General features: G+C 63.2%; 22 protein-coding genes and 1 pseudogene. 13 read left to right on the top strand and 10 right to left on the bottom strand.

The genetic code is table 11. The annotated features are described in order from the left end of the window. Complete coding sequence (locus BM190_RS29755; protein ID WP_092261313.1) at window positions 1-1,353, top strand: hemolysin family protein; 1,353 nt, start codon at window positions 1-3, stop codon at window positions 1,351-1,353. Between the two features lie 38 nt (window positions 1,354-1,391). Here BM190_RS29755 and BM190_RS29750 read toward each other — a convergent pair whose 3' ends face one another. After that, entirely contained in the window at window positions 1,392-1,661 is a 270-nt protein-coding gene (locus BM190_RS29750; RefSeq protein ID WP_092261312.1) for a BolA family protein, read from the bottom strand. Window positions 1,662-1,766: 105 nt separating this feature from the next. On the opposite strand from BM190_RS29750, the gene BM190_RS29745 reads away from it, so the two are divergent. Beyond that, complete coding sequence (locus BM190_RS29745) at window positions 1,767-2,399, top strand: J domain-containing protein (RefSeq protein ID WP_018320576.1); 633 nt, start codon at window positions 1,767-1,769, stop codon at window positions 2,397-2,399. A 354-nt stretch (window positions 2,400-2,753) separates the two neighbouring features. Here the strand turns inward: BM190_RS29745 and BM190_RS29740 are convergent, their stop codons facing one another. Further along, window positions 2,754-3,848, bottom strand: coding sequence for a citrate synthase/methylcitrate synthase (locus BM190_RS29740; RefSeq protein ID WP_092261311.1), 1,095 nt, complete (start codon window positions 3,846-3,848; stop codon window positions 2,754-2,756). Between the two features lie 81 nt (window positions 3,849-3,929). Here BM190_RS29740 and BM190_RS29735 point away from each other — a divergent pair, with 81 nt between their 5' ends. Next, window positions 3,930-5,147, top strand: coding sequence for a citrate/2-methylcitrate synthase (locus BM190_RS29735; RefSeq protein ID WP_092261310.1), 1,218 nt, complete (start codon window positions 3,930-3,932; stop codon window positions 5,145-5,147). Between the two features lie 159 nt (window positions 5,148-5,306). Here BM190_RS29735 and BM190_RS29730 read toward each other — a convergent pair whose 3' ends face one another. Further along, a complete protein-coding gene (locus BM190_RS29730) occupies window positions 5,307-5,960 on the bottom strand; it encodes a DedA family protein (RefSeq protein WP_092261309.1) in 654 nt (217 codons plus the stop codon). Between the two features lie 293 nt (window positions 5,961-6,253). Here BM190_RS29730 and cobS point away from each other — a divergent pair, with 293 nt between their 5' ends. From cobS to BM190_RS29705, 5 genes are all read left to right on the top strand, one after another. Then, window positions 6,254-7,252: a cobaltochelatase subunit CobS gene (gene cobS, locus BM190_RS29725; RefSeq protein ID WP_092261308.1), complete on the top strand. Its 999-nt coding sequence runs from the start codon at window positions 6,254-6,256 to the stop codon at window positions 7,250-7,252. A 138-nt stretch (window positions 7,253-7,390) separates the two neighbouring features. After that, window positions 7,391-9,295: a cobaltochelatase subunit CobT gene (gene cobT / locus BM190_RS29720; protein WP_092261307.1), complete on the top strand. Its 1,905-nt coding sequence runs from the start codon at window positions 7,391-7,393 to the stop codon at window positions 9,293-9,295. Next, the gene (locus BM190_RS29715) at window positions 9,292-10,386 is read left to right on the top strand and encodes an esterase-like activity of phytase family protein (RefSeq protein ID WP_092261306.1); all 1,095 of its coding nucleotides are present in this window, start codon (window positions 9,292-9,294) and stop codon (window positions 10,384-10,386) included. The genes cobT and BM190_RS29715 overlap by 4 nt, the downstream gene beginning before the upstream one ends. A 222-nt stretch (window positions 10,387-10,608) precedes the next feature. Continuing rightward, window positions 10,609-11,721 carry an NADH:flavin oxidoreductase/NADH oxidase gene (locus BM190_RS29710; RefSeq protein ID WP_092261305.1) on the top strand — a complete coding sequence of 371 codons (1,113 nt, stop codon included), beginning with the start codon at window positions 10,609-10,611 and terminating at the stop codon, window positions 11,719-11,721. A gap of 335 nt (window positions 11,722-12,056) precedes the next feature. Next, on the top strand, window positions 12,057-12,464 hold the full coding sequence (locus tag BM190_RS29705; RefSeq protein WP_018320584.1) for a hypothetical protein: 408 nt from the start codon (window positions 12,057-12,059) through the stop codon (window positions 12,462-12,464). 228 nt (window positions 12,465-12,692) lie between these two features. On the opposite strand, the gene BM190_RS29700 is transcribed toward BM190_RS29705, so the two are convergent. Continuing rightward, complete coding sequence (locus BM190_RS29700; RefSeq protein WP_026201681.1) at window positions 12,693-12,938, bottom strand: PilZ domain-containing protein; 246 nt, start codon at window positions 12,936-12,938, stop codon at window positions 12,693-12,695. A 350-nt stretch (window positions 12,939-13,288) separates the two neighbouring features. Then, window positions 13,289-14,614 (bottom strand): T6SS phospholipase effector Tle1-like catalytic domain-containing protein, encoded by a 1,326-nt coding sequence (locus BM190_RS29695; RefSeq protein ID WP_092261304.1) that lies wholly within the window; start codon window positions 14,612-14,614, stop codon window positions 13,289-13,291. 91 nt (window positions 14,615-14,705) lie between these two features. On the opposite strand from BM190_RS29695, the gene BM190_RS29690 reads away from it, so the two are divergent. Beyond that, window positions 14,706-15,461: a hypothetical protein gene (locus BM190_RS29690; RefSeq protein WP_244550767.1), complete on the top strand. Its 756-nt coding sequence runs from the start codon at window positions 14,706-14,708 to the stop codon at window positions 15,459-15,461. A 398-nt stretch (window positions 15,462-15,859) separates the two neighbouring features. Here BM190_RS29690 and ftsZ read toward each other — a convergent pair whose 3' ends face one another. From ftsZ to BM190_RS41945, 3 genes and pseudogenes are all read right to left on the bottom strand, one after another. After that, a complete protein-coding gene (ftsZ, locus tag BM190_RS29685; protein WP_092261302.1) occupies window positions 15,860-17,116 on the bottom strand; it encodes a cell division protein FtsZ in 1,257 nt (418 codons plus the stop codon). Window positions 17,117-17,262: 146 nt separating this feature from the next. After that, entirely contained in the window at window positions 17,263-17,775 is a 513-nt protein-coding gene (locus tag BM190_RS29680; protein WP_177237372.1) for a hypothetical protein, read from the bottom strand. A gap of 138 nt (window positions 17,776-17,913) precedes the next feature. After that, window positions 17,914-18,079: pseudogene (locus BM190_RS41945) on the bottom strand (phospholipase effector Tle1 domain-containing protein); the annotation flags it as partial. 89 nt (window positions 18,080-18,168) lie between these two features. Here BM190_RS41945 and BM190_RS29675 point away from each other — a divergent pair. The 3 genes from BM190_RS29675 (at window position 18,169) to BM190_RS29665 (ending at window position 20,326) form a co-directional block, all read left to right on the top strand. Beyond that, window positions 18,169-18,852 (top strand): class I SAM-dependent methyltransferase, encoded by a 684-nt coding sequence (locus tag BM190_RS29675; protein ID WP_244550766.1) that lies wholly within the window; start codon window positions 18,169-18,171, stop codon window positions 18,850-18,852. 122 nt (window positions 18,853-18,974) lie between these two features. Next, the gene (locus tag BM190_RS29670) at window positions 18,975-19,676 is read left to right on the top strand and encodes an SIR2 family NAD-dependent protein deacylase (RefSeq protein ID WP_244550765.1); all 702 of its coding nucleotides are present in this window, start codon (window positions 18,975-18,977) and stop codon (window positions 19,674-19,676) included. Window positions 19,677-19,678: 2 nt separating this feature from the next. Further along, window positions 19,679-20,326 (top strand): non-canonical purine NTP pyrophosphatase, encoded by a 648-nt coding sequence (locus tag BM190_RS29665; RefSeq protein WP_092261298.1) that lies wholly within the window; start codon window positions 19,679-19,681, stop codon window positions 20,324-20,326. Here the strand turns inward: BM190_RS29665 and BM190_RS29660 are convergent. Next, a complete protein-coding gene (locus BM190_RS29660) occupies window positions 20,321-21,994 on the bottom strand; it encodes an HTH domain-containing protein (protein ID WP_092261297.1) in 1,674 nt (557 codons plus the stop codon). The genes BM190_RS29665 and BM190_RS29660 overlap by 6 nt on opposite strands. 268 nt (window positions 21,995-22,262) lie before the next feature. Next, entirely contained in the window at window positions 22,263-22,574 is a 312-nt protein-coding gene (rpmB, locus tag BM190_RS29655) for a 50S ribosomal protein L28 (RefSeq protein WP_018316488.1), read from the bottom strand. Window positions 22,575-23,098: 524 nt separating this feature from the next. Here rpmB and BM190_RS29650 point away from each other — a divergent pair. Then, entirely contained in the window at window positions 23,099-23,908 is an 810-nt protein-coding gene (locus BM190_RS29650) for a DUF3108 domain-containing protein (protein ID WP_177237384.1), read from the top strand. Window positions 23,909-23,924: the final 16 nt, after the last annotated feature.

Genomic DNA, 23,924 nt, shown 5'->3' with positions numbered 1-23,924 from the left:
ATGAGTTCGATCTCGATCAATCTGCTGCTTGCGGTTCTCCTGCTCGCCGCCAACGCGTTTTACGTGGCAGCCGAATTTGCGCTCGTGAAGAGCCGCGGCTTCCGCGTCAAGGCCATGGTGGAGCAGAACCGCTTCGGCGCGCGCCTGTTGCAGACCATGATGGGAAACATCGAATCCTATCTGGCCTGCTGCCAGCTCGGCATCACCATGGCCTCGCTCGGTCTTGGCTGGATCGGCGAGCCGACCGTGTCTGCGCTGCTGAGCCCGATCCTCCAGCCGCTCGGACTATCGGAGGCCACGCTGCACTTCACCTCGTTCGTGGCGGGGTTCCTGGTTTTCTCCTCCCTGCACATCATCATCGGCGAGCAGGTGCCGAAGACGCTTGCAATCAGGGAGCCGATGCCGGTGTCGCAGTGGATCGCCTATCCGCTTTATGCCTCCTACCTCGTGTTCTATCCGCTGAGCTGGTGTCTCAACACGGCCTCAAGCGCGATCCTGCGTCTGATCGGCGTCCAGGAGTTTTCGCAGCACGAGATCCTGACGGATTCCGAGATCGAGGGCCTGGTCGAGGAATCCGCGGTGCACGGCAAGATCGAGAGCGGCGAGGCCGAATACATTCACAACGTCTTCCGCCTCGGCGAGCTCACCGTGTCCGACGTGATGGTTCACCGCACCGCCATGGTGATGATCAATGCCGACCTGCCGCCGGAAGAGCTGGTGCGGGAGGTGCTGGCCACCGAATACACCCGCATTCCGCTGTGGCGCGACAAGTCGGAGAACATCATCGGCATCCTGCACGCCAAGGATCTGTTGCGGGCCATCCGCGTCTCGGAAGGTGATACCTCGCGCATCGACGTCACCACCATCATGCTGCCGCCCTGGTTCGTGCCGGAAATGCGGCCAATATCCCAGCAGCTCAAGGCGTTCCGTCGCCGCAAGACCCATTTCGCGCTCGTCGTCGACGAGTATGGCGAGGTTGAAGGCCTCGTGACGCTGGAAGACATTCTGGAGGAGATCGTCGGCGATATCTCCGACGAGCACGACGTGGTGGTCGCCGGTGTAAGGCGCCAGCCCGACGGCTCCGTCGTGGTCGACGGCTCGGTGCCGATCCGCGATCTCAACCGTGCGCTGGACTGGCATCTGCCCGACGAAGAGGCAACGACGGTTGCCGGCCTCGTCATTCACGAGGCGCGCTCGATCCCCGACCGCGGCCAGAGTTTTACGTTCCACGGCTTCCGCTTCCGCGTCCTGCGCCGCGAGCGCAACCGCATCACCGCGCTCCGTATTTCACCGGTAGCGCGCGAGGCGGAACTGGAAGAAGCCAAGCCGAGACGGGCCGGGACGTCGTTTTGAATTTCTTACCCTCCCCTGGAGGGGGAGGGTAAGCGAAGTCAGCTTTCCCCCGGCGCCTTTGCCTGGATTGCCAGCGCGTGCACGCTGCCGGAGAGTTCCGCGGCCAGCGCCGAATTTATCATGCGGTGGCGCTCGACCCGGCTCTTCCCTTTGAAGCCATCAGATACAATATAAACACGGAAGTGCGTCTCACCGCCGGGCCGATGGCCGGCATGGCCTTCGTGCAAATGTGACTCGTCGACAACTTGCAGGCTTTCCGGCGTGAAAGCTTCCTGCAACTTGTTGCTGATAGTGTCGCGCATAGCCATGTTGTGCCATTCGGGTGCAGAGATCACACCCGTTATTTGCCGGGTTTGCAGCGAATTGCAATGTCAAGACTTGAAGGTTTTTGCATTGCGTAGTCAAAGTCAGCCATGCCGATCGATTCATCAAAGTTCTTCGACTCCATCCGCGTCAAGCCGCGGGGCAAGCAGCCGGAAGTGAAGCCGCGCGACACCGCGGTCGGTTGCGAATGGGCCGGATGCCAGAACAAGGGCGCGCATCGCGCGCCGAAGGGCCGTGAGAACCAGCGTGAGTACTGGCACTTCTGCCTGAACCACGTGCGCGAGTACAACCAGAACTACAATTTCTTCTCCGGCATGAACGCCGATGCCGTCGCGCGCTATCAGAAGGATGCGCTGACCGGTCACCGCCCGACCTGGAAGATGGGCGCCAATGGCGGCAAGAAGGGTGCGGAAGCCGAGATCGACATGGCGGCCGACCCGTTCAGCATGTTCAGCGAGATCAACGGCCGCGCGGGCTGGCGGAAGGGCCCGGATGCTCAGCCCAAGGCCGAGACGCGCAAGGTGATGAACGCCGAGCGCAAGGCGCTCCAGGTCATGGGCCTCGGCCCCGATTCCACGCTCGCCGACGTCAAGACCAAGTACAAGGCGCTGGTCAAGCAGCACCACCCCGACGCCAATGGCGGCGACCGCTCGACGGAAGATCGCCTGATCGAGATCATCAAGGCCTATAATTATCTGAAGACGGTGGTGCGCGAGGCGTAGGGCCTTTGCGCGCGCTGTGTAGGTGCCAGGCACCCCGGCGCCACCCCCTCGGCGTCGTCCCTGCGAACGCAGGGATCCATAACCCCAGGGCAACATTTGGCGAAGACTCGTCGTGACGAAGTCTTCGCGCAGTATTTCCACCCGCTTCTTGTCGATAAATCACGCGGTATGGGTTCCTGCGTTCGCAGGGACGACAGCGGAGTGTTTTGCTCCGCCTCTTGCGCTAGTCTCGTAGGGTGGGCAAAGCGGCGGAAGCGTGCCCACGCATTTTGTGTGATCGAGAGAGATGGTGGGCACGGCGCAAGTGCGCCTTTGCCCACCCTACGATTTCGGGGCTCGCGGAGACATCCGCTCTCAAACTTCCGGCATCGCCCCCACATACGACGAGCTCGGCCTTATCAACCGTCCCGTCCGCTGCTGCTCGCGGGCATGCGCGGTCCAGCCTGCGGCGCGCGCGACTGCGAAGATCGGCGTGAACGCCTGCCGCGGGATCGCCAGCGCATCGAGCAGGATCGCGGTGAAGAATTCGACATTGGTCTCCAGCGGCCGTTCCGGATTCTTCTTGCGCAAGGCGGCGCGGATGTAGGCCTCGACCTCGCCGGCGAAGGGCAAATCGGTGCCGTTGGACGCCAGCGCCTCGACTGCGGTCTTGAGCACATCGGCGCGCGGATCGCGTACGCGGTAGACGCGGTGGCCGAAGCCCATCATCCGCTCGCCGCGGGCCAGCGCCGCATCCACCCAGGGCTGGATGCGCTCGCGCGAGCCGATCGCGTCCAGCATTTCCAGCACCGGCTCAGGCGCGCCGCCATGCAGCGGGCCGGTGAGGGCGCAATAGCCCGCGGTCACCGCGGCAAACAGATCGGCCTGCGTCGAAGCCACCACGCGCGCGGTGAAGGTCGAGGCGTTCATGCCGTGGTCGCTGGCGGTGACGAGATAGGCATCAAGCGCGGTGACTTCGCGTGCGGCCGGCGCGCGCCCATGCAACATCCGAAGCGTATCGGCAGCATGGCTGACATTGGGATCCGGCGCGACCGGCTCGAGCCCCTTGGCGCGCCGGACCAGCGCGCCTGCGATCACCGGAAACGCGCCGACGATCGTCGCCTCGTGCTCCAGCCCGTTCTCCGCGCGGAGCCCCGCGACCGCCGCGCGAAACCCGTCGACAACGCCCATGCCGCGCGTTGCCGGCAGCAGGTCCGGCAGCCGCGCGAAGGCGCGCTCGCGCGCAAGGCCGAGGCTCGCCCGCACATTGGCTTCGGTGAGGGTGGTCTTGCTGGCGCCGTTCCAGAGCCGGGCGGTGACGCCCTCAAAGCTCGAGAGAGCGGCGAGGCGGCCGACATGCTCGCCGGCGATGATCAGCTCGCCACGCTCGCCGTCGACATGGCTCAGCACGGTCTCGGCCGCGGGAACGCCGTCCAGCCCGATCTGGCTTTTGGTGAGGTGGATGTTCATGGCCCAAATCTCCCTTTGCGTTGCACCAGGGAAAATTCGGTCCTCTCGACAGATTGATCAATCTTGATTACATAAATCAATATGAAAAATTCCGAGGGGCTTTACCTCTCCGCCCGGGAAGCCGCCGCCGAGCTCGCGATCTCGCCGGCCACGCTCTACGCCTATGTCAGCCGCGGCCTGATCCGCTCCGAGCCGACGCCGGATTCGCGCAAAAATCGCTACCGTGCCGAGGACGTCCGCGCGTTGAAGGAGCGCCGGGTGCCGTCGCCGGAGCCGCGCGGCCTGCGCAGCTTCGACGCCGACCTGCCGGTGATGGACACGGAGATCTCCACCATCACCGAAGAGGGGGCGATCTATCGCGGCGTCAATTGCGTCGATCTCGCCGAGAACGACACGCTGGAGCACACGGCGACGCTGCTCTGGGATGTCTCCGAGGTCGATCCATTCGCCCCGGACAATCAGCCCGCGCTCTCCGAAGAAATGCGCACGATCGGGCAAGCCGCACGCCGGGCCGCGCCGATCGACCGCGCCATCGCCGTGCTCGCGCTGGCGGCGAGCGTCGATCCCCGTGCCTTCACCCGCGCGCCCGACGGCCGCGCCATGGTCGGTGGCCGCATCGTCCGGCTGCTGGTCGCGACCATGCTCAATGCCGAACCCTCGGCCGAGCCGCTGCATCAGCAGATCGCAACAGCCTGGGCGGCGGATAACAAGCACGCGCCCGATCTGATTCGCCGCGCGCTGGTGCTGCTGGCCGATCACGAGCTGAACGCCTCGACCTTCACCGCGCGCTGCGCCGCCTCGACCGGCCTCAATCTCTACGATGCCGTGATCGCCGGTCTCGCCGCATTGAAGGGGCCCAAACATGGCGGCGCGAGCGTGCTGGCTTCGCAGCTCGTCAAGACCCTGATCGATCGCGACGTCGCCCCGATGGTGCGTGAGCGCGTCGCGCTCGGCGAACGTTTTGCCGGCTTTGGCCATGGCGTCTACAAGCGCGGCGATCCCCGCGCGCAATCGCTGCTGAACGCGCTCTCCCGCGCCGGCGCGCCGCGAAAATTCACGCGCGAGGTGCCGGAGCGGATCGCGGAGGCGACCGGCGAATTCGTCAATATCGACTATGCCCTCGCGGTGCTGGTGCACGCGCTGCGCCTTCCCACCGGCAGCGAGCTCGCTCTGTTCGCCATGGCCCGCAGCGTCGGCTGGATCGCGCACGCCAGCGAGCAGTTGCAGTTCGGGAAATTGATCAGGCCAAGGGCGAGGTATGTGGGACCGGCGCCGGGGCGAAGGGTGGGGGTTAGTTAGAATATCTCTCTGCTGTCGTCCCTACGAACGCAGGGACCCATAACCCCAGGGAGCAGTTTGGCGACGACTGTTCGTTCGGTACTCCCGCCGGTCCCAATCGATAGATCACGCGGTATGGGTCCCTGCGTTCGCAGGGACGACACCTGTGTGTGGTGCGGCCTACGCCCGCGGCTTGGCCGTCGCGACGCCATTCCGCCGCCGATAGATCCACACGCCAACGCCGCCAACGATCGCCACCCCAACCACCGTCAACACCCAGATATGCTTGCCGACATGCCCATGGTGATGCAGTCCGGCATATTCGTGCAGGGCCGATACCGCCAGCACGCCCGGCAGCACATGGGCGGGAGCCCAGACCAGGATCGCCGGGATGTTCACGGCGTAGAACTTTGCCGGCGCCATGCCGAGCGCGCCGGCGGTCACAGGCACGAAGGCGCGGATCGGCGGCACGAAGCGGGCGAAGAACACCGCCCAGGTGCCGAAACGATGGAAGAAGCTTTCGCTCTCCGCGACCACGCGCGGATAGTTGGTCAGCGGCCAGGTGTTGAGGATCTCGCGCTGCTGCCGGTGCCCGATCCAGTAGGCCGAGCCGTCGCCCAGCACGGCGCCCGTGGCGGCGGCAAGCAGCACCCATGGCAGCTTCAGCTCACCGCCCGGAACCAGGGCGCTCAGCGCCAGGATGATAGTCGAGCCGGGGATCACCGACCCCACCACCGGGACCGCTTCGAGCAGGGCCGCCAGGAATAGGGTCAGATAGGCCAGCCACGGATGGGCGGAAACGAAGGATATGAGGGGATCAAGGAAGGACGTCACGTCGTCTCTTGAGGGGCTGGAGCTCGGAGCTTTGGACCCTACATAAGTAACCGCATACGGCCAAAGTGCCATTCGCACGGAACGGGCGTGACGCGCCCGAATTTGGGCGTGATTCGCAAGGCAGCCCTCCAAAATCTGCGCTCCTTGCCTATCTAAATGAAAAGACAACGGAACTTTGATTGGTGGCCGGGCTTCTGCCGGCACGTTGTCTCTGATAGGTTGATTTTCAGCACCCAGCCGCAGCCAACGTGCGAATAACCGGTTTCGGGACCGCCCGGGACCTCGGAGGATTGATGACGACCGCCGCTCTGTCCAAAGTTGAGGAAGTTTCCGGTCAGCCCGACATGAAGGTGTCGGTGCGGCAGGTGTTCGGGATCGACAGCGATCTCGAAGTCCCCGCCTATTCCGAAGTCGATCCTCACGTGCCCGAAGTCGATTCCGACTACCGCTTCGACCGCGCCACCACGCTCGCCATTCTCGCCGGCTTCGCCCGCAACCGCCGCGTGATGGTGACCGGCTATCACGGCACCGGCAAATCCACCCATATCGAGCAGGTCGCGGCCCGCCTGAACTGGCCCTGCGTCCGCGTCAACCTCGACAGCCACATCAGCCGTATCGACCTCGTCGGCAAGGACTCGATCGTGGTCCGCGACGGCAAGCAGGTCACCGAATTCCGCGACGGCATCCTGCCCTGGGCGCTGCAGAACAACGTCGCGCTGGTGTTCGACGAATACGACGCCGGCCGCCCCGACGTGATGTTCGTGATCCAGCGCGTGCTCGAAGTCTCCGGACGCCTGACGCTGCTCGACCAGAACAAGGTGATCAAGCCGCATCCGGCCTTCCGTCTGTTCGCGACCGCCAACACCGTCGGCCTCGGCGACACCTCGGGCCTCTATCACGGCACCCAGCAGATCAACCAGGGCCAGATGGACCGCTGGTCGATCGTCACCACGCTGAACTATCTCAGCCATGACGAGGAAGTGGAGATCGTGCTGGCCAAGGCCAAGCACTATCGCACCCAGGAAGGCCGCGACATCGTCAACAAGATGGTGCGCCTGGCCGATCTCACCCGCAACGCCTTCGCCAACGGCGATCTGTCGACGGTGATGAGCCCGCGCACGGTGATCACCTGGGCTGAGAACGCCGACATCTTCGGCGATATCGGCTTCGCCTTCCGCGTCACCTTCCTCAACAAGTGCGACGAGCTCGAGCGTCCCCTGGTCGCCGAGTTCTACCAGCGCTGCTTCAACGCGGAGCTGCCGGAATCGGCGGTCAACGTGGCACTGAGCTGATTTCTCTCGGTGTGTCGTCCCGGCGAACGCCGGGACTCACCGCGTGATGTCTCGATTGAAGCGCGCTGATAGTTTCCCTGACTGACTACCGCCGGTGGCTATGGGTCCCGCTTTCGCGGGGACGACGGTGAGATCGAGATGAGCACCACCTCCAACTCCAAATTCCGTAACACCAAGGAAGCGCCGACCGAGCCGTTCAAGCGCTCGGTCGCGTCCTGTCTCAAGGCGATCGCCAAGACGCCGGAGCTCGACGTCTCCTTCGCGGCCGAGCGGCCGGGCCTTGCGCCCGGCAAGGCGCGGCTGCCCGAGCCCGCGCGCAAAATGACCAAGCGTGATGCGGCGATCGTGCGCGGTCACGCCGATTCCATCGCGCTCAAGATCGCCTGTCACGATGCAAAACTGCATCGCAAGCTGATGCCCGGCAATCCGCAGGCGCGCGGCGTGTTCGAGGCGGTGGAGCAGGCGCGGGTGGAGGCGATCGGCGCGCGCCGCATGGCGGGCGTTGCGAAGAATCTCACCGCGATGCTCGACGACCATTTCCACCGCGGCAAGTTCGACGAAATCACCGACCGTGCCGACGCGCCGCTGGCGGACGCGCTGGCGATGCTGGTGCGCGAGCGCCTGACCGGCATGGCGCCGCCGACCGCGGCGAAGAAGATGGTCGATCTCTGGCGTCCCATTCTCGAAGACAAGATCGGCAAGCGGCTCGACCGGCTCGATACCCTGGTCGAGGACCAGACCCGGTTCGGCGACGCCGTGCACGATCTCCTGACGGCGCTCGATATCGGCGACGAGCGCAACGCCGACAGCGAGGACGATGACGAGAACGACGAGAACCAGGACGGCGACAACGACCAGTCCGGCGCCGAGGGCTCGCCCGATTCCGACGCTGCGCAGGAGATGAGTGCCGACCAGGCGCAGGCGTCGAGCGAGGAGATGAGCGAGAGCGCGATGGAAAGCGCGCAGGCCTCGACCTCCGACACCTTCGACGACGGCGAGCTCGGCGACGACGAGACCCCGGGCGAGGCGACGCGTCCGAACCAGCACGGCAAGAACGAACCGCGCGGGCCGGAATACCATGCCTTCGCGCCCAAGTTCGACGAGATCATCGCGGCCGAGGACCTCTGCGACCATGACGAGCTGGAGCGCCTGCGCGCCTATCTCGACAAGCAGCTCGCGCATCTGCAGGGCATCGTCGCCCGCCTCGCCAACCGCCTGCAGCGCCGCCTGATGGCGCAGCAGAACCGCGCCTGGGAGTTCGATCTCGAAGAGGGTATTCTGGACCCCGCACGCCTGTCGCGCGTCGTCACCGATCCCTATCATCCGCTGTCCTTCATGCACGAGAAGGAGGCGACGTTCCGCGACACCGTGGTGACGCTGCTGCTCGACAATTCCGGCTCGATGCGCGGACGACCCATTACGGTCGCGGCGACCTGCGCCGACATTCTCGCGCGCACGCTGGAGCGTTGCGGCGTCAAGGTCGAGATTTTGGGCTTCACCACGCGCGCCTGGAAGGGTGGGCAATCACGCGAAGCGTGGCTGGCCGCCGGCAAGCCGGCCAATCCCGGCCGCCTCAACGATCTCCGCCACATCATCTACAAGTCCGCCGACGCCCCCTGGCGTCGTGCGCGAAAGAACCTCGGCCTGATGATGCGCGAGGGCCTGCTGAAAGAGAACATCGACGGCGAGGCGCTGGACTGGGCGCACAAGCGCCTCCTCGGCCGGCCCGAGCAGCGCAAGATCCTGATGATGATCTCGGACGGTGCGCCGGTCGACGATTCCACGCTGTCGGTCAATCCCGGCAACTATCTCGAGCGGCACCTGCGCCACATCATCGAGGAGATCGAGACCCGCTCGCCGGTCGAGCTGATCGCGATCGGCATCGGCCATGACGTGACCCGCTACTACCGCCGCGCGGTGACGATCGTGGATGCCGAGGAGCTCGGCGGCGCCATCACCGAGAAGCTCGCCGAACTCTTCAGCGAGACCAACACCGCACCCACCCAGCCGGCCGGTCGCCCGCGACGCAAATTGCATTCGTGAGCACGCACCCATCCCGCCGCAGCTTCCTCAGGCACGCTGCGGCGGGATTCTCCACTCTCGCACTCTCCCGCTCCGCGCTGGCGCAAGGGGTGGCCGAGCCGCCGCCGCGTCCGCTTCAGGTCGAGAACGCTGTCGTCGAGCCCGTCACCGTCGAGGTCAACGCGCGCGTCATTCCCAATTTCGAGCCGCGTGACCGCACGCGGACGCGCTTCGGCTCGCTGGAATATCGCAGCGGCCTCGTGCTGACCTCGCGCTATCGCGGCTTTGGCGGCCTGTCCGGCATCCGGCTCGACGCCAAGGGCGAAGGCTTCCTCGCGGTGTCCGACCAGGGCGGCTGGTTCACGGGTCGCATCCGCTACGCCGGTGGCAAGATGGTCGGCCTCGACGACGTCGAGGCCGCGCCGCTGCTCGGCGCCGAAGGGCGGCCGATCACGGAAAAGCGGCTGTGGTGGGATTCGGAATCGATCGCGCGCGACGGCAATTTCGTCTATGTCGGGCTCGAGCGCGTCAACCAGATCCTGCGCTACGATTTTGCCAAGGGCGGCACGCGCGCGCGCGGCGAGGTGGTGCCGGTGCCGGCTGGAATCCGCAAGCTGCCCTCCAACAAGGGGCTGGAGGCGCTGGTCGTCGTGCCCAAAGAAAAGGACAAGGGCAAAGACCAGAACCTGCCGCTGGCGGGCACCCTGATCGCCTTCTCCGAGCGCGGGCTGGATGCCGACGGCAACCTCACAGCCTTCCTGATCGGCGGGCCCTCGCCCGGCCAGTTCAGCGTGCGCCGTACCGAGAAATACGACATCAGCGATGCCGTGCTGCTGGCTAGCGGCGAGCTTCTGATCCTCGAGCGCAAATTCTCCTGGTTCACCGGCGTCAACATCCGCATCCGCTCGATCCCTCTGAAATCCATCACGCCCGGCGCGCTGGTCGACGGCCCCGCGCTGTTCGCCGCCGATCTCGGCCACGAGATCGACAACATGGAAGGCATCGACGCCCACGTCACGGCTGACGGCGAGACCGTGCTGACGCTGATCTCCGACGATAATTTCTCGATGCTGCAGCGGACCCTGCTGCTGCAATTCACGCTGGCGGAGTAGTTCTCCGCCGTCGTCCCGGGGCGCGCCCAATCTCCACTGTCGTCCCGGATCTGCGCTGACGCTTGTCCGGCACGACGGCAGAATGTGTGGCGCGGTCTCGCGTCAAGCCGCGGTCGCAATGCGTGCCGCCACTACCCGCCATTCCCCGCGCGCAACTGGCAATCCGCCGCCCGCCCACTACACTCTCTCAACTGCCCCTCTCATTCCCCGGAACTCCCCCGCATGAGCGTCCTGTTTTCCCCGATCAAGCTGCGCGGCCTGACGTTGAAGAACCGCATCGTGGTGTCGCCGATGTGCCAATACTCGGCCGACGACGGCGTCGCCAATGACTGGCACTTCACCCACATCAACAATCTCAGCCTGTCGGGCGCGGCGATGTTCTGCATCGAGGCGACCCATGTCGAGGCGATCGGCCGCATCACGCCGGGCTGTCTCGGACTCTACAGCGATGCCGCCGAAGCCGCGCTGAAACAGGTGCTCACTTCGGTGCGCAAGCATTCCTCCACCGCGATCGCGATGCAGCTCGCCCATGCGGGCCGCAAGGCCAGTAGCGCGCGGCCCTGGGACGGCGGCCAACTAATCCCGGCGGAGCAGGGCGGCTGGCAGACGGTGGCCCCATCGGCGCTGCCGCACAAGGAGGGCGAGGCCGCCCCGCTGGCGCTGGATGCAGCGGGCCTCAAGCGCATCCGCGAGGCCTTCGTCGACAGCGCCAAGCGCGCGGAGCGCATCGGCATCGACGCCATCGAGCTGCACGGCGCGCACGGCTATCTCCTGCATCAGTTCCTGTCGCCGATCTCCAACAAGCGCACCGACGAATATGGCGGGTCTTTGCAGAACCGCATGCGCTTCCCGCTCGAAATTTACGATGCCGTGCGCGCGGTGTTTCCGCACGACAAGCCGGTCGGCATGCGGGTGTCGTCGACCGATTGGGTCGAGGGCGGCTGGGATCTGGCGCAGACGATCGAGTTTGCCAATGCGCTGAAGGCGCGCGGCGTCGACTGGATCGATGCCTCCTCCGGCGGCGTCTCGCCGCTGCAGAAGATCCCGCTCGGCCCCGGCTACCAGGTGCAGTTTGCGGAGGCCATCAAGCGCGAGACCGGATTGCCGACCATCGCCGTCGGCCTGATCACCGAGGGCAAGCAGGCCGAAGAGATCGTCGCATCCGGCAAGGCCGACATGATCGCGCTCGCCCGCGGCATGCTCTACGATCCGCGCTGGGCCTGGCACGCCGCCGCCGATGTCGGCGGCGAGGTCGAGGCCCCGCCGCAATACTGGCGCTCGCAGCCCTCGACGCAGAAGGCGCTGTTCGGGAGGACGACGTTCGGGGCGCGGTGAAGGCGCGCTGCTGGTGTGGCGCGACGACCACCATTGTCGTCCCTGCCTAGTGCGCAATTGCGCACGGGCGCAGGGACCCATACCGCGTGATCTCGCGATGACCCGCGGTGCACGTTGACAACTTAACTAAGAGTCTTCGTCAAACCACGTCCTGTGGTTATGGGTCCCTGCTCCCGTGCGCAATTGCGCACTAGGCAGGGACGACAGCGGAATGTGAAGCGCGCCTTTCGCGTCTCTCGCGCACCAGCCCTCCCGCATCCGTAAATCCCCCCAGCTTCCACCTCCCGCAAAACTGGCCTAACCTTGCGCGACCCAACTCCTCGCGGAGGCCTGCCATGCGGTTTCGTGTTCGCAATACGGCTCATGTGTTCGAGCGTGTCGGGCTTGCGATGGCCGGCGCGGCGTGCGGGCTGTTCGTCGGCGCCTATGTGGGATCGGCGATCTCGGCGCTCACCACGCAGGGCTTTCTGCTGGTGATGATGGTGCTGGGCTTCGTCGGTTTCTATCTCGGCATCGACACGCCGCAATTGCCGTTCGACGAGGCGCATAGCGAGATCGACGCCGCCGAATTCCTCAGCGCCGCCGGCACGCTCTGCGCCACGCTCACCGCGCTCGCCTCCGTCGCCGTCATCGTGCTCCGCCTCGACCCGCATCTGGTCTGGACCTGGCTTGCTCTGCTGGGCTGGATCGCCGGCGTCGCCATGCAGATCGTCGGCGGCGCGAAGGCGCGGATGCGGAAGTAGCGGGGGAATTGTTGGAGAACAATCGTGCTCCGGGCTCGCTACAACCTCTCCCGCTTGCGGGGGAGGTCGGCGCGTTCCGGGCGATGCGAAGCATCGTCCCGCGCGCCGGGTGGGGGCTCTCTCCGCTGGGGGAATCCCTCTGCGGAGACACCCTCTCCCCAGCCCTCCCCCGCAAGCGGGGGAGGGAGCGCACCTCCAGCGCAGCGGCGCTTGTGACTCCAGCGTCCCTCAAAACACCACGCCCACGCGCGTGCCGCGCTTCCAGGCGATGCGGCAGCGCTTCTTGGTGTTGACGTGCAGCAGCTCGAATCGGTCGGGGATGTTCACCTGGCCGCCGAGATCGACGCAGGCGCCGCCGGGCGAATAGTCGATCAGCGTGCAGTTGATCACGGGCGCGCGCGGATCGGTGATGATCTTGGCCTGGCGCGACACCAGCCCTGCAGGCTTCACGCGGGCATATTTACGCGGATACATTGGCACTCTCCTCCAATTCCGCAGGTTCTCGCGGCGGGTTCGGAGCCAATGATGGAACGCAGATGATGCGATCCAGCTAAGGCGGGCGGAAGAATTTTAATGAAAAGTAGCGGCGAAGGAAGAAAGCGGCGGTAGCGGGATGGGGTGTCACCTCAAACTCCGCCGTCGTCCCTGCGAAAGCAGGGACCCATACCGCGTGATCCATCGGTTGCGCGCGGTAGCAGTCCCGAACAACGAGTCTTCGCCAAAACCCTCCCTGTGGTTATGGGTCCCTGCTTTCGCAGGGACGACGGCTGAGCGTGATGCGCGCACCTGCCTCCACACCCATCATTATGAGCGCGCCGCTCTCCTCACACACCCGCCGTCTCCAGCTCCGCATGCTGCGGCCCCACCGGCATCGGCACCGTCACATAGTCCTTCGGCAGATTCACCGGCCGGTAATCCGGCTCCGCCGCCATCCGCTTCAACACGCTCTCATGCACATGCGCGCCATCGGGGATGGGGCGCGGCTCGCAATCGGGGATGTAGAAGCCGAAATAAACCTTCCGCTCCGGCCACTCCTTGTACTTCGCGCTCTTCGGCAAGAACTCCAGCAGCCGCCAGCCCGCCGTCATCGAATCGTGCAGCATGCCGGTCTTCCCGGTGTAGGCCGGCTCGACATACTGGAACGGTGAGTTCTTGCGCTGGATTCCCCAGGCGAGCTGCTTGATGGTCGCCGGGTTGAAGTTCAGCCCCGCCTTCTCCGCCTCCGCGATCATCCAGATCAGCGGATATTTGGAATCCCCGCTCTCGGCTTCCGGATAGCCGCCGCCGACGTCGCTGTGCACGCCGGCGAACCACACCTGCAGGATGTCCTGCGGCACCTTCTTTTCATCAGGGACGTAGCGGTTGCTCCAGAACTCCTGCGGCTCTTCGTATTTTTTCAGGCGGAACATGCAGCGCCGCTCGTCGATCGCGATCGCCTGCCGGAAGATCTTGACGCTGGGGTTGCGCAGCGTGAAGGCGAGTTCCTCCAGGCTCGGCCAGAACAGCCGGTCGGCGCGCGGTACGATCACGCTCGCCACGGTGTCCCACACGCCGATGAAGTGGATGGTCGGCCAGCGCGTCGAGGTGATGCGCGCGAACTGCGCGGCGAGATCGAACGCGTCCTTCGGCAGCGGCCCCTGGTCGTCGAAGGCGACGTTCCTGAGGTCTTCGATGTCGTTGCCGCGCCCGGTGCCGGAATATTGCTTGTAGGCGACGAGGCCCGAGCCTGCGAGGTTCGCCTGCTCCGGCCTGATCAGCCCGACCTTGTGGATCAGCCCCGCCAGCACGCGCACCGTGTAGGCCCCGCGCGAAAAGCCGAACAGATAGATCTTGTCGCCCGGCGCGTAATGCTCGACCAGGAAGCAATAGGCGCTGAGCACATTGTCATCGAGCCCGTAGCCGGTGGCGAGCCCCAGCACCAGGTTGATATTGGCCTTGAGCCGGTGCCATGTCGTCGGCTCCGTCACCGTGCCGACCCCGGGATCGTAAAACACCATCTGCCGCGGCTGCGTCCTGTCCGTCTTGCGCAGGCAGCGGTAGAGCTTCAGGACGTTGGAGATGTTCTCCGAAATCTCATTGCCGGTGCCGTCACAGCAGATGACGAGGTTTTTCGGGGAGGGGTTGGATGAGGTGGTGTGGGCGGGGTCCATGGGATGCGCCTCGGGGTGATGCTACCGGGGCGAGTATAGCGGAAAGGGGTGGCAGCGAGGAGACGAAGGCGGCGCCGCGGCATGCAGCCCCATGGCCCCATCATCTGTTGATATTAACCCCTTGTTAACCATGCGGTTGCCTAATGTTGACGATGGGGGGATCACCATGTCGGCCCATGTGACGCGACCGAGGTTGATGCCTGTTTCGACCGATCCGGCCATCCGGTCGGTGGCGAGGCTGGCGGTTCGCGCCAAGGCCGTCCTACAGGGCAAAGCGCCTGTCCTACGGAGCAAAGCCATGTTCGGAAAGGACGACTTAGTGGACAATCTCAGCCGCGATCTCGATCGCGCGCGCGGACGACGCGATGCGCTCGCATCCGAAGCCACGACCCTGACGGCCCAGATCGCCGAAATCGAAGCGCGCCTCATCGAAGAGAAGAAAAGGCGGGAGCGTGAGCGCGTCCTGAGCGAGATCGAAATGATCAAGACGCGAGTGAAGCAAGCCGCCGGCGCGTTTGCGCCCGTCGTCGACGGTCTCTCCAGCGCGATCGAATCGGCTGCGGCCGTCGTGCCCGAGGCGCGCGAGCTCAATAGTTTCCTCGTGTCGGTGGCGACCGAGATCGACAGCGTGCTCGATCCCCTCTTGCGCGAACTGGATCAGCGCGCGGATTCGGTGCGATCCGGACAGGCAGCGCTGGACTTGCCGAGTTCGGCCGTTGAAGCGCCGCCCGTCGAGCTGCCGAAAGACACCAACGAACGCCTGCTTCGCTTTCCGGCCTGGCTGTCGCGCGACAAGGAGTCGGACAAGAAGGAAACCGCGGAGAGCCCGCGCAGCACGGCAGCGTGAATGATCTGCGCGCTCTAAGCGCGCGGACCTGGAGCAGGATGGCTTTTGGTTGGATCGAGCGGGCCGCGGGCTCGCTCAACCTCTCCCGCTTGCGGGCAGGGCTATCGCTTATGGCGTGCACGATGCGGCGGCATTGGCAGTCGGCTCCCTCTCCCGCTTGCGGGGGAGGGCTGGGGTGGGGGCTGTCTCCGCATTGGGATTGTTGAGAATCGCGGCGAATGTCCCCGAGTGGTGAGAACCCTCACCCGCCGCGCTCGGGACGATGCTTCGCATCGCCCGGGGCGCGTCGGCCTCTCCCGCAAGCGGGAGAGGCGCGGCTAGAACAAGGCTAATCTCAGCGCGTTGTCGCGTAGCAGCGATTTGGTTCCGGCATTGGCAACCGCGGCTCTCGCCACCACTCAGTTGGCGGCGCGGCGCAGGAAGGCCGGGATATCGAGAACGGCCTCGTCGGGCGCATTGCGCGCAGGCGCGCGGCCATAAGGATCGAGCGGCTGAAGCGCCGGCTGCCGCGCACCGTCCAGACCCGGCCGTGCCGGTGGCCCCACCGGGTGGTGCGGCTGCGGGCGGAGCGGCGGGCTGCCCGCTTGCGGAATTGGTGCGCTACGCTCGATGCGATCGGCGATGCGGCGGCTGTCGTTGCGCAGCCTGCCGGCGAGTTGTGTGAGGGCGGTTTCCACCGGCAGCGCCTGCGCCGGGTCGAGATTGTCGATACCGGTCGCCACCACCGAGACGCGGACGATGCCCTCTAAGCTTTCGTCAAAGGACGCGCCGACGATGATGTTGGCGTCCGGGTCGGCCTCGTCGCGAATGCGGCTCGCCGCTTCGTCGACCTCGTACAGCATGAGATCCTTGCCGCCGGTGATGGAGATGATGAGGCCACTGGCGCGCTTGATCGAGGGGTTCTCGATCAACGGATTGGAGATCGCGGCGACGGCGGCGGCGAGCACGCGCTTCTCGCCGGAGGCCTCGCCTCGTCCCATCATGGCCTTGCCCTTCTCCTTCATGACGGAGAGGACGTCGGCAAAATCGAGATTGATCAGGCCTTCCTTGACGATGAGGTCGCTGATGCAGGCCACGCCCGAATAAAGCACCTGGTCGGCAAGGGCGAAGGCATCGGCGAATGTGGTCTTGTCGCTGGCCACCCGGAACAGGTTCTGGTTCGGGATGATCAGGAGGGTGTCGACCGTCTTCAGCAGCTCCTCGATGCCGGCCTCGGCGAAGCGCATGCGGCGCTGGCCCTCGAAGTAGAACGGCTTGGTGACCACGCCGATCGTGAGAATGCCGAGCTCGCGCGCGGTCCTGGCGACGACGGGTGCAGCTCCGGTGCCGGTGCCGCCGCCCATGCCGGCGGTTACGAACACCATGTGCGCGCCGGTCAACTGATTGCGGATCGCATCGATGGCCTCCTCGGCCGCGGCGCGGCCCAGTTCCGGCTGCGAGCCGGCGCCAAGGCCTGCGGTGACATGTGTGCCGAGCTGGATGAGGTGCTTCGCCTTCGACATGGCCAGCGCCTGCGCGTCGGTGTTGGCGACCACGAACTCGACCCCTTGCAGCCCGGCCGTGATCATGTTGTTGACGGCATTGCCGCCTGCGCCGCCGACACCGAACACGACGATGCGGGCCTTCATTTCATGAATATCGATATTGCCAGCCATTTTTCCCTCGCGATTGGTCCGGCAAGCCGGGGATGGAGAAGGTCTCGAGTGCTACCTGCAAGCATGATCCGGAAAAGTGCGAAGCGGTTTTCCGAAAAGATCATGCTCGAACAAAAACTAGAGCGCGATGACGATTCATCCCAATCTCATCGCGCTCTAGCCGCGCGATCTGCTTTGACGATGGCGGCGGCCAGATGTCCCAATCGACGCGCGGCGTGTCCCGCGATCGAGCCGCCCCGGCGATCGCTCCGCAGCGCCGTCACCTCGTCTTCCAGTCGCGCCGCCCACGCATTGGCTGCCATGGTCTCGGCGGTCGCCTGCTGCAGCTCGACGGCGAGGCGATCGGCGCGCTCCCGCTCGCGCTCGAACACCGCCCTGTAGGCGGTTGCGACGTCTTCGAGCCGCGCGATCTCCGCCTTGAAGGCCTCGGTCTTGACCGCCTCGATCCTTGCCATGGAGGCGGCGATGGGGTCTGCCCGGCGGGCACGTCGCGGGCGGGGCGTGTACCGGAGCTCGGCGAGATCAACGCTCACCAGGGCCTTGCCGTCATCCGAACGCGAGCGCGGCAGAAGGCGTCGTCTCGCCAGCGACCGCGCGGCCTCGCGCGAAATGTTGAGGCGGGCACTGAGATCGGCATACGTCAACAACGCAACGCACATCGGCGCTTCTCCTGGAGCGAACCGGGAAGGCATTTCGAGCTAATGATGGCTGGACGATTACAGCAGGCTAGGGTGCGTTGGTTAATGGACGGTTAACGGGCGCGGAGGGTGTTTACGAGTGCCCGCCACCGAGCCGAGCACCGTCTGCCGCGGCTGTGTCCTGTCCGTCTTGCGCAGGCAGCGATAGAGCTTCAGGACGTTGGAGATGTTCTCCGAAAATCTCGTTGCCGGTGCCGTCACAGCAGATGACGAGGTTTTTCGGGGGAGGGTTTGGGGGCGCTGGTGTGCGCGTGCTCCACCGGATACGCCTCCGGGTGATGCTACCGGGCGAGTATAGCGGAATAAATCGATGATCGCATGCGGAGCAGGCGGTGGACGGAAATCAACCAGTGATTGCGAGATATTATCGATACCCATACACTGCCTGTTTCTGGCTCAGTCCATATTGCAGGCAAGATGACGAGAGATAGTGGCGGTTACGATGAAGGTTATTTATCGAGTGATTGCTTTTGGGGAGCTTCCCCGGGCTCTCTAGTTAAGTCGTTCCTCGAAGAGCGTCGGGATTTGAGTGGAGTCCGTGTACTCGGCTTGGGCTGCGGGGAAGGGAAGAATGCCGCTGCTTTTGCCCGATCTGGCGCAAGTGTTACGGCAGTTGATTGCTCCGCGAAGGCTATAGAAAATGGACGGCGCGCGTTTCAAGACCCGCGAATTGAATGGCTTGTCTTAGATGGGAGAGCTTATCTCAGTAGGGATGAACTATTTGATGTGATTGTGCTCTACGGCTTGGCGCACTGTCTTAGTTCGCCGGAGGAGATATCTTCACTAATCCAAACCGCGTTACAGAGGACACGGCCCGGCGGGTATCATTTCCTTGTTTCATTCAATGACGGACCGCACGATCTGTCAGCCCATCCAAATTTTTCACCAATGCTGCTGCCTCATTCATTTTACGTTGATCAATACGAGGGCCACACGATCCTGACTGAATCGGACTCAATTATTCACGAGACGCATCCTCACAACAACATTCCACACTTCCATAGCCTTACTCGTTTGCTGGTGAAGAAGGTTCTATGACCTGCCCCCCTGATCTTCGAAGACTGTATCGTGATAGACGCGTGGTCCCGTTTATTGGTGCGGGAGCGTCTATGTCAGTTAGCTGGGACGGAGGTACTAAGAGGGGGCCGTCGTGGGAGGCTATGGTAGATCAGGCCGCCAAGCTGATTGGCTGTAATGAAGAAAATTTACTTCGGTTGCGCGGAAGTGATCTTCAGATTTTGGAATACTTCAAGATCATGAACCGTGAGCTCGCGCCGCTAACGAATTGGCTCTCGCTGCAATTCGCAGAAGCAACCGATGCAGACATTCTTGCTTCGCCAGTTCATTCAGAGTTGGTCGAGCTGGATCGCTGTAGCCTTTACTATACGACGAATTATGATGACTTTATCGAACGAGCTCTAAAAAAGCGCGGCCGCAATACGCACATTGTATCCGGCGAACACACCATCGCGCATGATAGGTCTGTCGTCGAAGTAGTGAAGTTCCACGGTGATTTCAATAATCCCCAGCAGATGGTGGTGTCCGAATCGCAATACATGGAGCGGATGAGATTGGAGAGTCCAATGGACTTCAAGTTGCGCGGCGACATTCTTGGTAGAGCCGTTCTGTTCATTGGATACAGCTTCCGCGATCCCAATGTGAACTACATCTTCCACATCGTGAATCGTCTATTTTCCGATCTGCCAAACTCTCCGAGTGGAAGAAGGGCGTACATCGTTCTTCCGGAACCGTCGGAGTTTGAGCGGCGGCTCTTCAATGAGCGCAACATCGAGGTCATACCAGTTGGGGCCGAAGAGATATCAAAGAACGTGGCTGAAGTGCTTCATGAGATGAGGATCTAGTGATGAGTTCCTCTCCCATACAGATCGCGTATTGTTCTTGGAGCAATTATAAGAAGGAGGAATGGGCGCTAGCGAAGGACGCGATCGAGCTTGACGCCACTGGCAAGAAATTGGGCGAGCTCTTCGATATTCGCTTTAGGAAGGTCGCAACGACCGAGCCGCTATTGTGCGATCTTGAGGCCATGGTGAAGTTCAAAGTTGAGTCTGCCTATAGACAGATTCAAGTTCCCTGCATTGTTGAGCATGCTGGGCTCATTCTCGAGGGGTTCGCAGATAAATCGTTTCCGGGCGGTCTCACTCAACCTATGTGGGACTCGCTTGCCCCAGAGCAGTTTTTAGCGGCTTGCTCGACGCTCACGAGTAGAGCTGTTGCACGGGCTGTGGTCGGCTATTGTGATGGCCTAAACGTGCATACCTTTCTTGGGGAGACCCGAGGCACTTTAAGCAACTCTCCAAGAGGAACTAGAGAATTTTACTGGGACACCATTTTTTGTCCTGACGGCTTTGACGGTCGGACGTATGCGGAGATCGTAAAGGATGATCGTTCCGGTCTTGGGGAAAAACTCGCCGTGTCGCAATCAATCAAGGCGCTTAAGGCATTCATGCTGCATCGCCTCGCCGCTGAGCCATCCCTGTTTCCTGCGCTATGAACGCATCTTCGGTAGTAGCTCGTCCAGTGTTCGCCGAAAGGCTTCCATTCCAAAGGAATTGTAGATGTACGCGTCTGCTCGGCGCCCGAGGCTCGAAATCTCCTCCTCTACCGGGGCGTCGTATACTTTAAGAAAATCGCGATAGCTGAATTTCAGCGTCCCCGCCTCCCTGGCGCGATACATGTCGAAGGCGACGTCGGGTGGGGTTTGTACAAAGAGTAATCCAACCCCGCCATCGCACCCTTTTTCTAAGTGCTCAAACGTGTCGAGATTTCTAATTCCATCAATGATCGTGCGATTGCTGCCGTCGCGAACGATCTGGCTCGCTATCGCATCAGCCAGCTTCTTAGTGCCCCCTTCCGCGCTTATGAATTCGTATGCTCGAGTTTGAAACGCCTCACGTCCGATCTCCGAGATTGGAGGTGACGCCATTAGCTCGCGAACCAACTCCCCGGTCTTGACCAAAGAGCAATGCAGGCGCTGGCTTAGGTAGGTGGCGGTCTCTGACTTCCCTGATCCAATTCGGCCTGCGACGACTAGGATACGGTCGCTGGCGAAGCGAGAGTTATTCAAGATCTCGAATCTCGCTCGCGTGAAGAGAGTCGAGGGATAGAAGCGTCGCAAACAAAGCTGTGACCAATATTCGAAGTCGGTTATGTCGACCTTGTCCTTTGAAAGGTCGATCCATCCCAGCCCCTTGATCGATGAATCGCCCTTTTGAAGTTTCTTGGCTGTGTTCCAATCAGGGAGCCACGCACGATAAACAACGGCGACGTGCCGTCGCCCAACCTCCGAAGAATCGTCGTTCAGTACGCCAAGACACTCCAACGGAACGCTTTGAAAGAGATCGATAGTGGCTTTATCCGTAAGACTTGCCTCGGCCGAAACCTTGCGTTTTCGTCGAGGTCGGTCCGGCAAGAAAAGCTCTTCCGCGAGCTCTCTGCGTCCACAAGCTGACAAGCCAAAGTCAACCCGCGAAAGCATATCGAGGTCGGCGGCGCTAACATGGCCACCAAAGCCAATGCACTTCGATCCTCTTAGAAATTCGGCTGCTCGGCTGAGATAGGACCGTTTGAAGAACAGCAGGCGCTGACCACATTGAACTAGGACGTACGTTATGAATTGCTTCGCGTCATTGTTGACTTCGGCCTCAGCCCGCCCGACGTAGGTAGTGTTGCTTTCGCTAAGAAGTTGCCCAAGTATTGGGGGCGTGTCGGTGTCAATGCCCTGAAAAGTGAGGACATCGCGAAAAGCAGACTCCGGCACGCACAGAACTTCTTCTCTCGGCGTACGAAGGACACGGCGCTCGGCTACATATTCAGATTGAGCTTCACCGGCAGTGGTGCCAGGTTCACTGGCTGGTGCGCCTAGAGAAGTGCGTAGAGTAAAACGCCCTCGACCAGTGCGAACAAATTGTGAGTCAGTCTTTCTGTGTAAGATGTCCATGCTAAGCCGTGCTTGCATGGATTTTTGGGGCGTGCGGCCCATTGTATGGTCGCCAAAGAGCCCTTGCTCGATCCCTCGATCAACGATCTCGCCAGCGCTAAGTGGGACACGAGACTTGCTCAACACAATCTCCGCGACACGAAGAAAGGTTTGTCGTTCACCTTCGACGTGCTCGTCGGTGTGATTCTGCACGGCAACCGTTTGTTTTTGGTAACTATGCATTAGGGGATGTGCTTCCGCTGGGCGAATGCTCAAAAGCTAACTCGGTCTGAGCCGCGCGCGAAGGACCGTGCGGCCGTCGTTTGAGAGGCTCCCAAAAGTTCAGTCAATTGATGACTTTAGAGTAGTTTACTCCGAGCAACGCGGCGACATAGACATTTGCACCACAAAACAAAAACGGCCGGATCTTCCGATCCGGCCGCAACGCAAACTCTACTGGCTAAGCCTACGCCACGCGACGCAACCTAGCCCCCGCCCAAACCTGAAAAACTCAGCTGGCCTTCTTGGCCGGTGCGGCCGTCGGGCCGACCTTCTTCTGGATGGCGCGCTTCAGCTCGAGGGCGCGCGGCGACAGCACGTCGGCGTTGGCCTTGAGCAGGAAGGCATCCAGGCCGCCATTGTGGTCGACGCTCTTGACCGCGTTGGTCGAGACGCGCAGGCGCACGTTGCGCTCCAGGGCTTCGCTGATGAAGGTCACGTTGACCAGGTTCGGCAGGAAGCGGCGCTTGGTCTTGATGTTGGAGTGGCTGACCTTGTGGCCGACGAGGGGGCCCTTGGCCGTCAGTTCGCAGCGGCGAGACATGGCATAAATCCTTGAGTTCGATCCCCCAACGATTGCGGCCGCCATTCTGGGCGCCACGGGGGCTAATTCTTTTGTCCTTGCAGGGAGCGGGCGGACGTATAGGGGGGAAGGGGCGGGCAGTCAAGGTTTTGGGCGGGGATTTGCGCGCCACAACAGGTGTCATCGCCCGGCTTGACCGGGCGATCCAGTACTCCGCGGCGGCGCGGCTGACCAGGGGGGCCGCGGCGTACTGGATGCCCCGGTCAAGCCGGGGCATGACGGCGGAGTGGGTGGAGGTAGGTGAGCGCTCCCGGCGCCCCCGATCACCAAAACGGCAATGTTTGTCGCGCCTTACCATCACATAAAGGGCGTATTCGCGCCTGAAGACTCCGGTGGAGTTCCCGGCTCGACCCGCCCGGACACATTGTTTGCCGCGGTTTTTGGCTTAAGTAACAACCGTCGCGCCCCGATTGGATTGTTTCGTGCTCACACCGTCCCCTTTTGCGCCTGAACAGCGCTCAGTCCGCCCGCGCATTGCCGGCTGGCTGGCGGCGCTTTGCGGCCTGGTGGTGGCGTGGGGCGCGGTGCCGGCGGCGGCGCAGGGCAAGCTCGAGGCGCAGTATGAGGCCTCGCTGGCCGGCATTCCCGTCGGCAAGGGCGCATGGAACATCGACATCCAGGACGACGTGTTTTCGGCGGCGGCCGCGGGCGGCACCTCGGGGCTGCTGAAGTCGTTCACCGGCGGGTCCGGCACCGGCGCTAGCCAAGGGCGCATCGTTGGCGGCGCGCTGGTGGCGACCGGCTACCAGGCCTCCACCACCACCTCGAAGAAGACCGAAGAGATCCGCATCACGCTCGACAAGGGCAATGTGAAGGATTTTGCGATTCTGCCGGAGCCGCCGGTCGATCCTGACCGTATCGTCGTCACCGACGCGCATCGCCGCGGCGTCTGGGACCCCATGACGGCCTCGCTGCTGCGCGTGCCCGGCAATGGCGACCCCGTCTCGCCGGACGCCTGCCACAACTCGGCCCCCGTGTTCGACGGCCGCATGCGCTACGATCTGAAGCTCGATTTCAAGCGCATGGAGAGCGTGAAGGCGGAGAAGGGCTATCACGGCCCGGTGGTGGTCTGTTCGCTCTATTTCGTGCCTGTCGCGGGCTACATCCCCGACCGCCCCGTGATCAAATACCTTGCCGCCCAGCGCAACATCGAGATCGCCTTCGCTCCCGTCGCCGGCACCCGCATCCTGGTCCCGTTCTGGCTGAAAGTGCCGACGCCGCTCGGCCCGGCCATGCTGGAAGCCACCAGCTTCATCACCACGGCCCAGCCGCCAAGGGTGGCGAAGACGCAGTAAGCGGCTGTTTCCGCGC

Origin of the sequence: Bradyrhizobium sp. Rc3b (assembly GCF_900114915.1) — a bacterium.
GTDB lineage: Bacteria > Pseudomonadota > Alphaproteobacteria > Rhizobiales > Xanthobacteraceae > Bradyrhizobium.
Note: the sequence above shows the minus strand (reverse complement) of the source record. Positions and strands in the feature narration are given on the sequence as shown.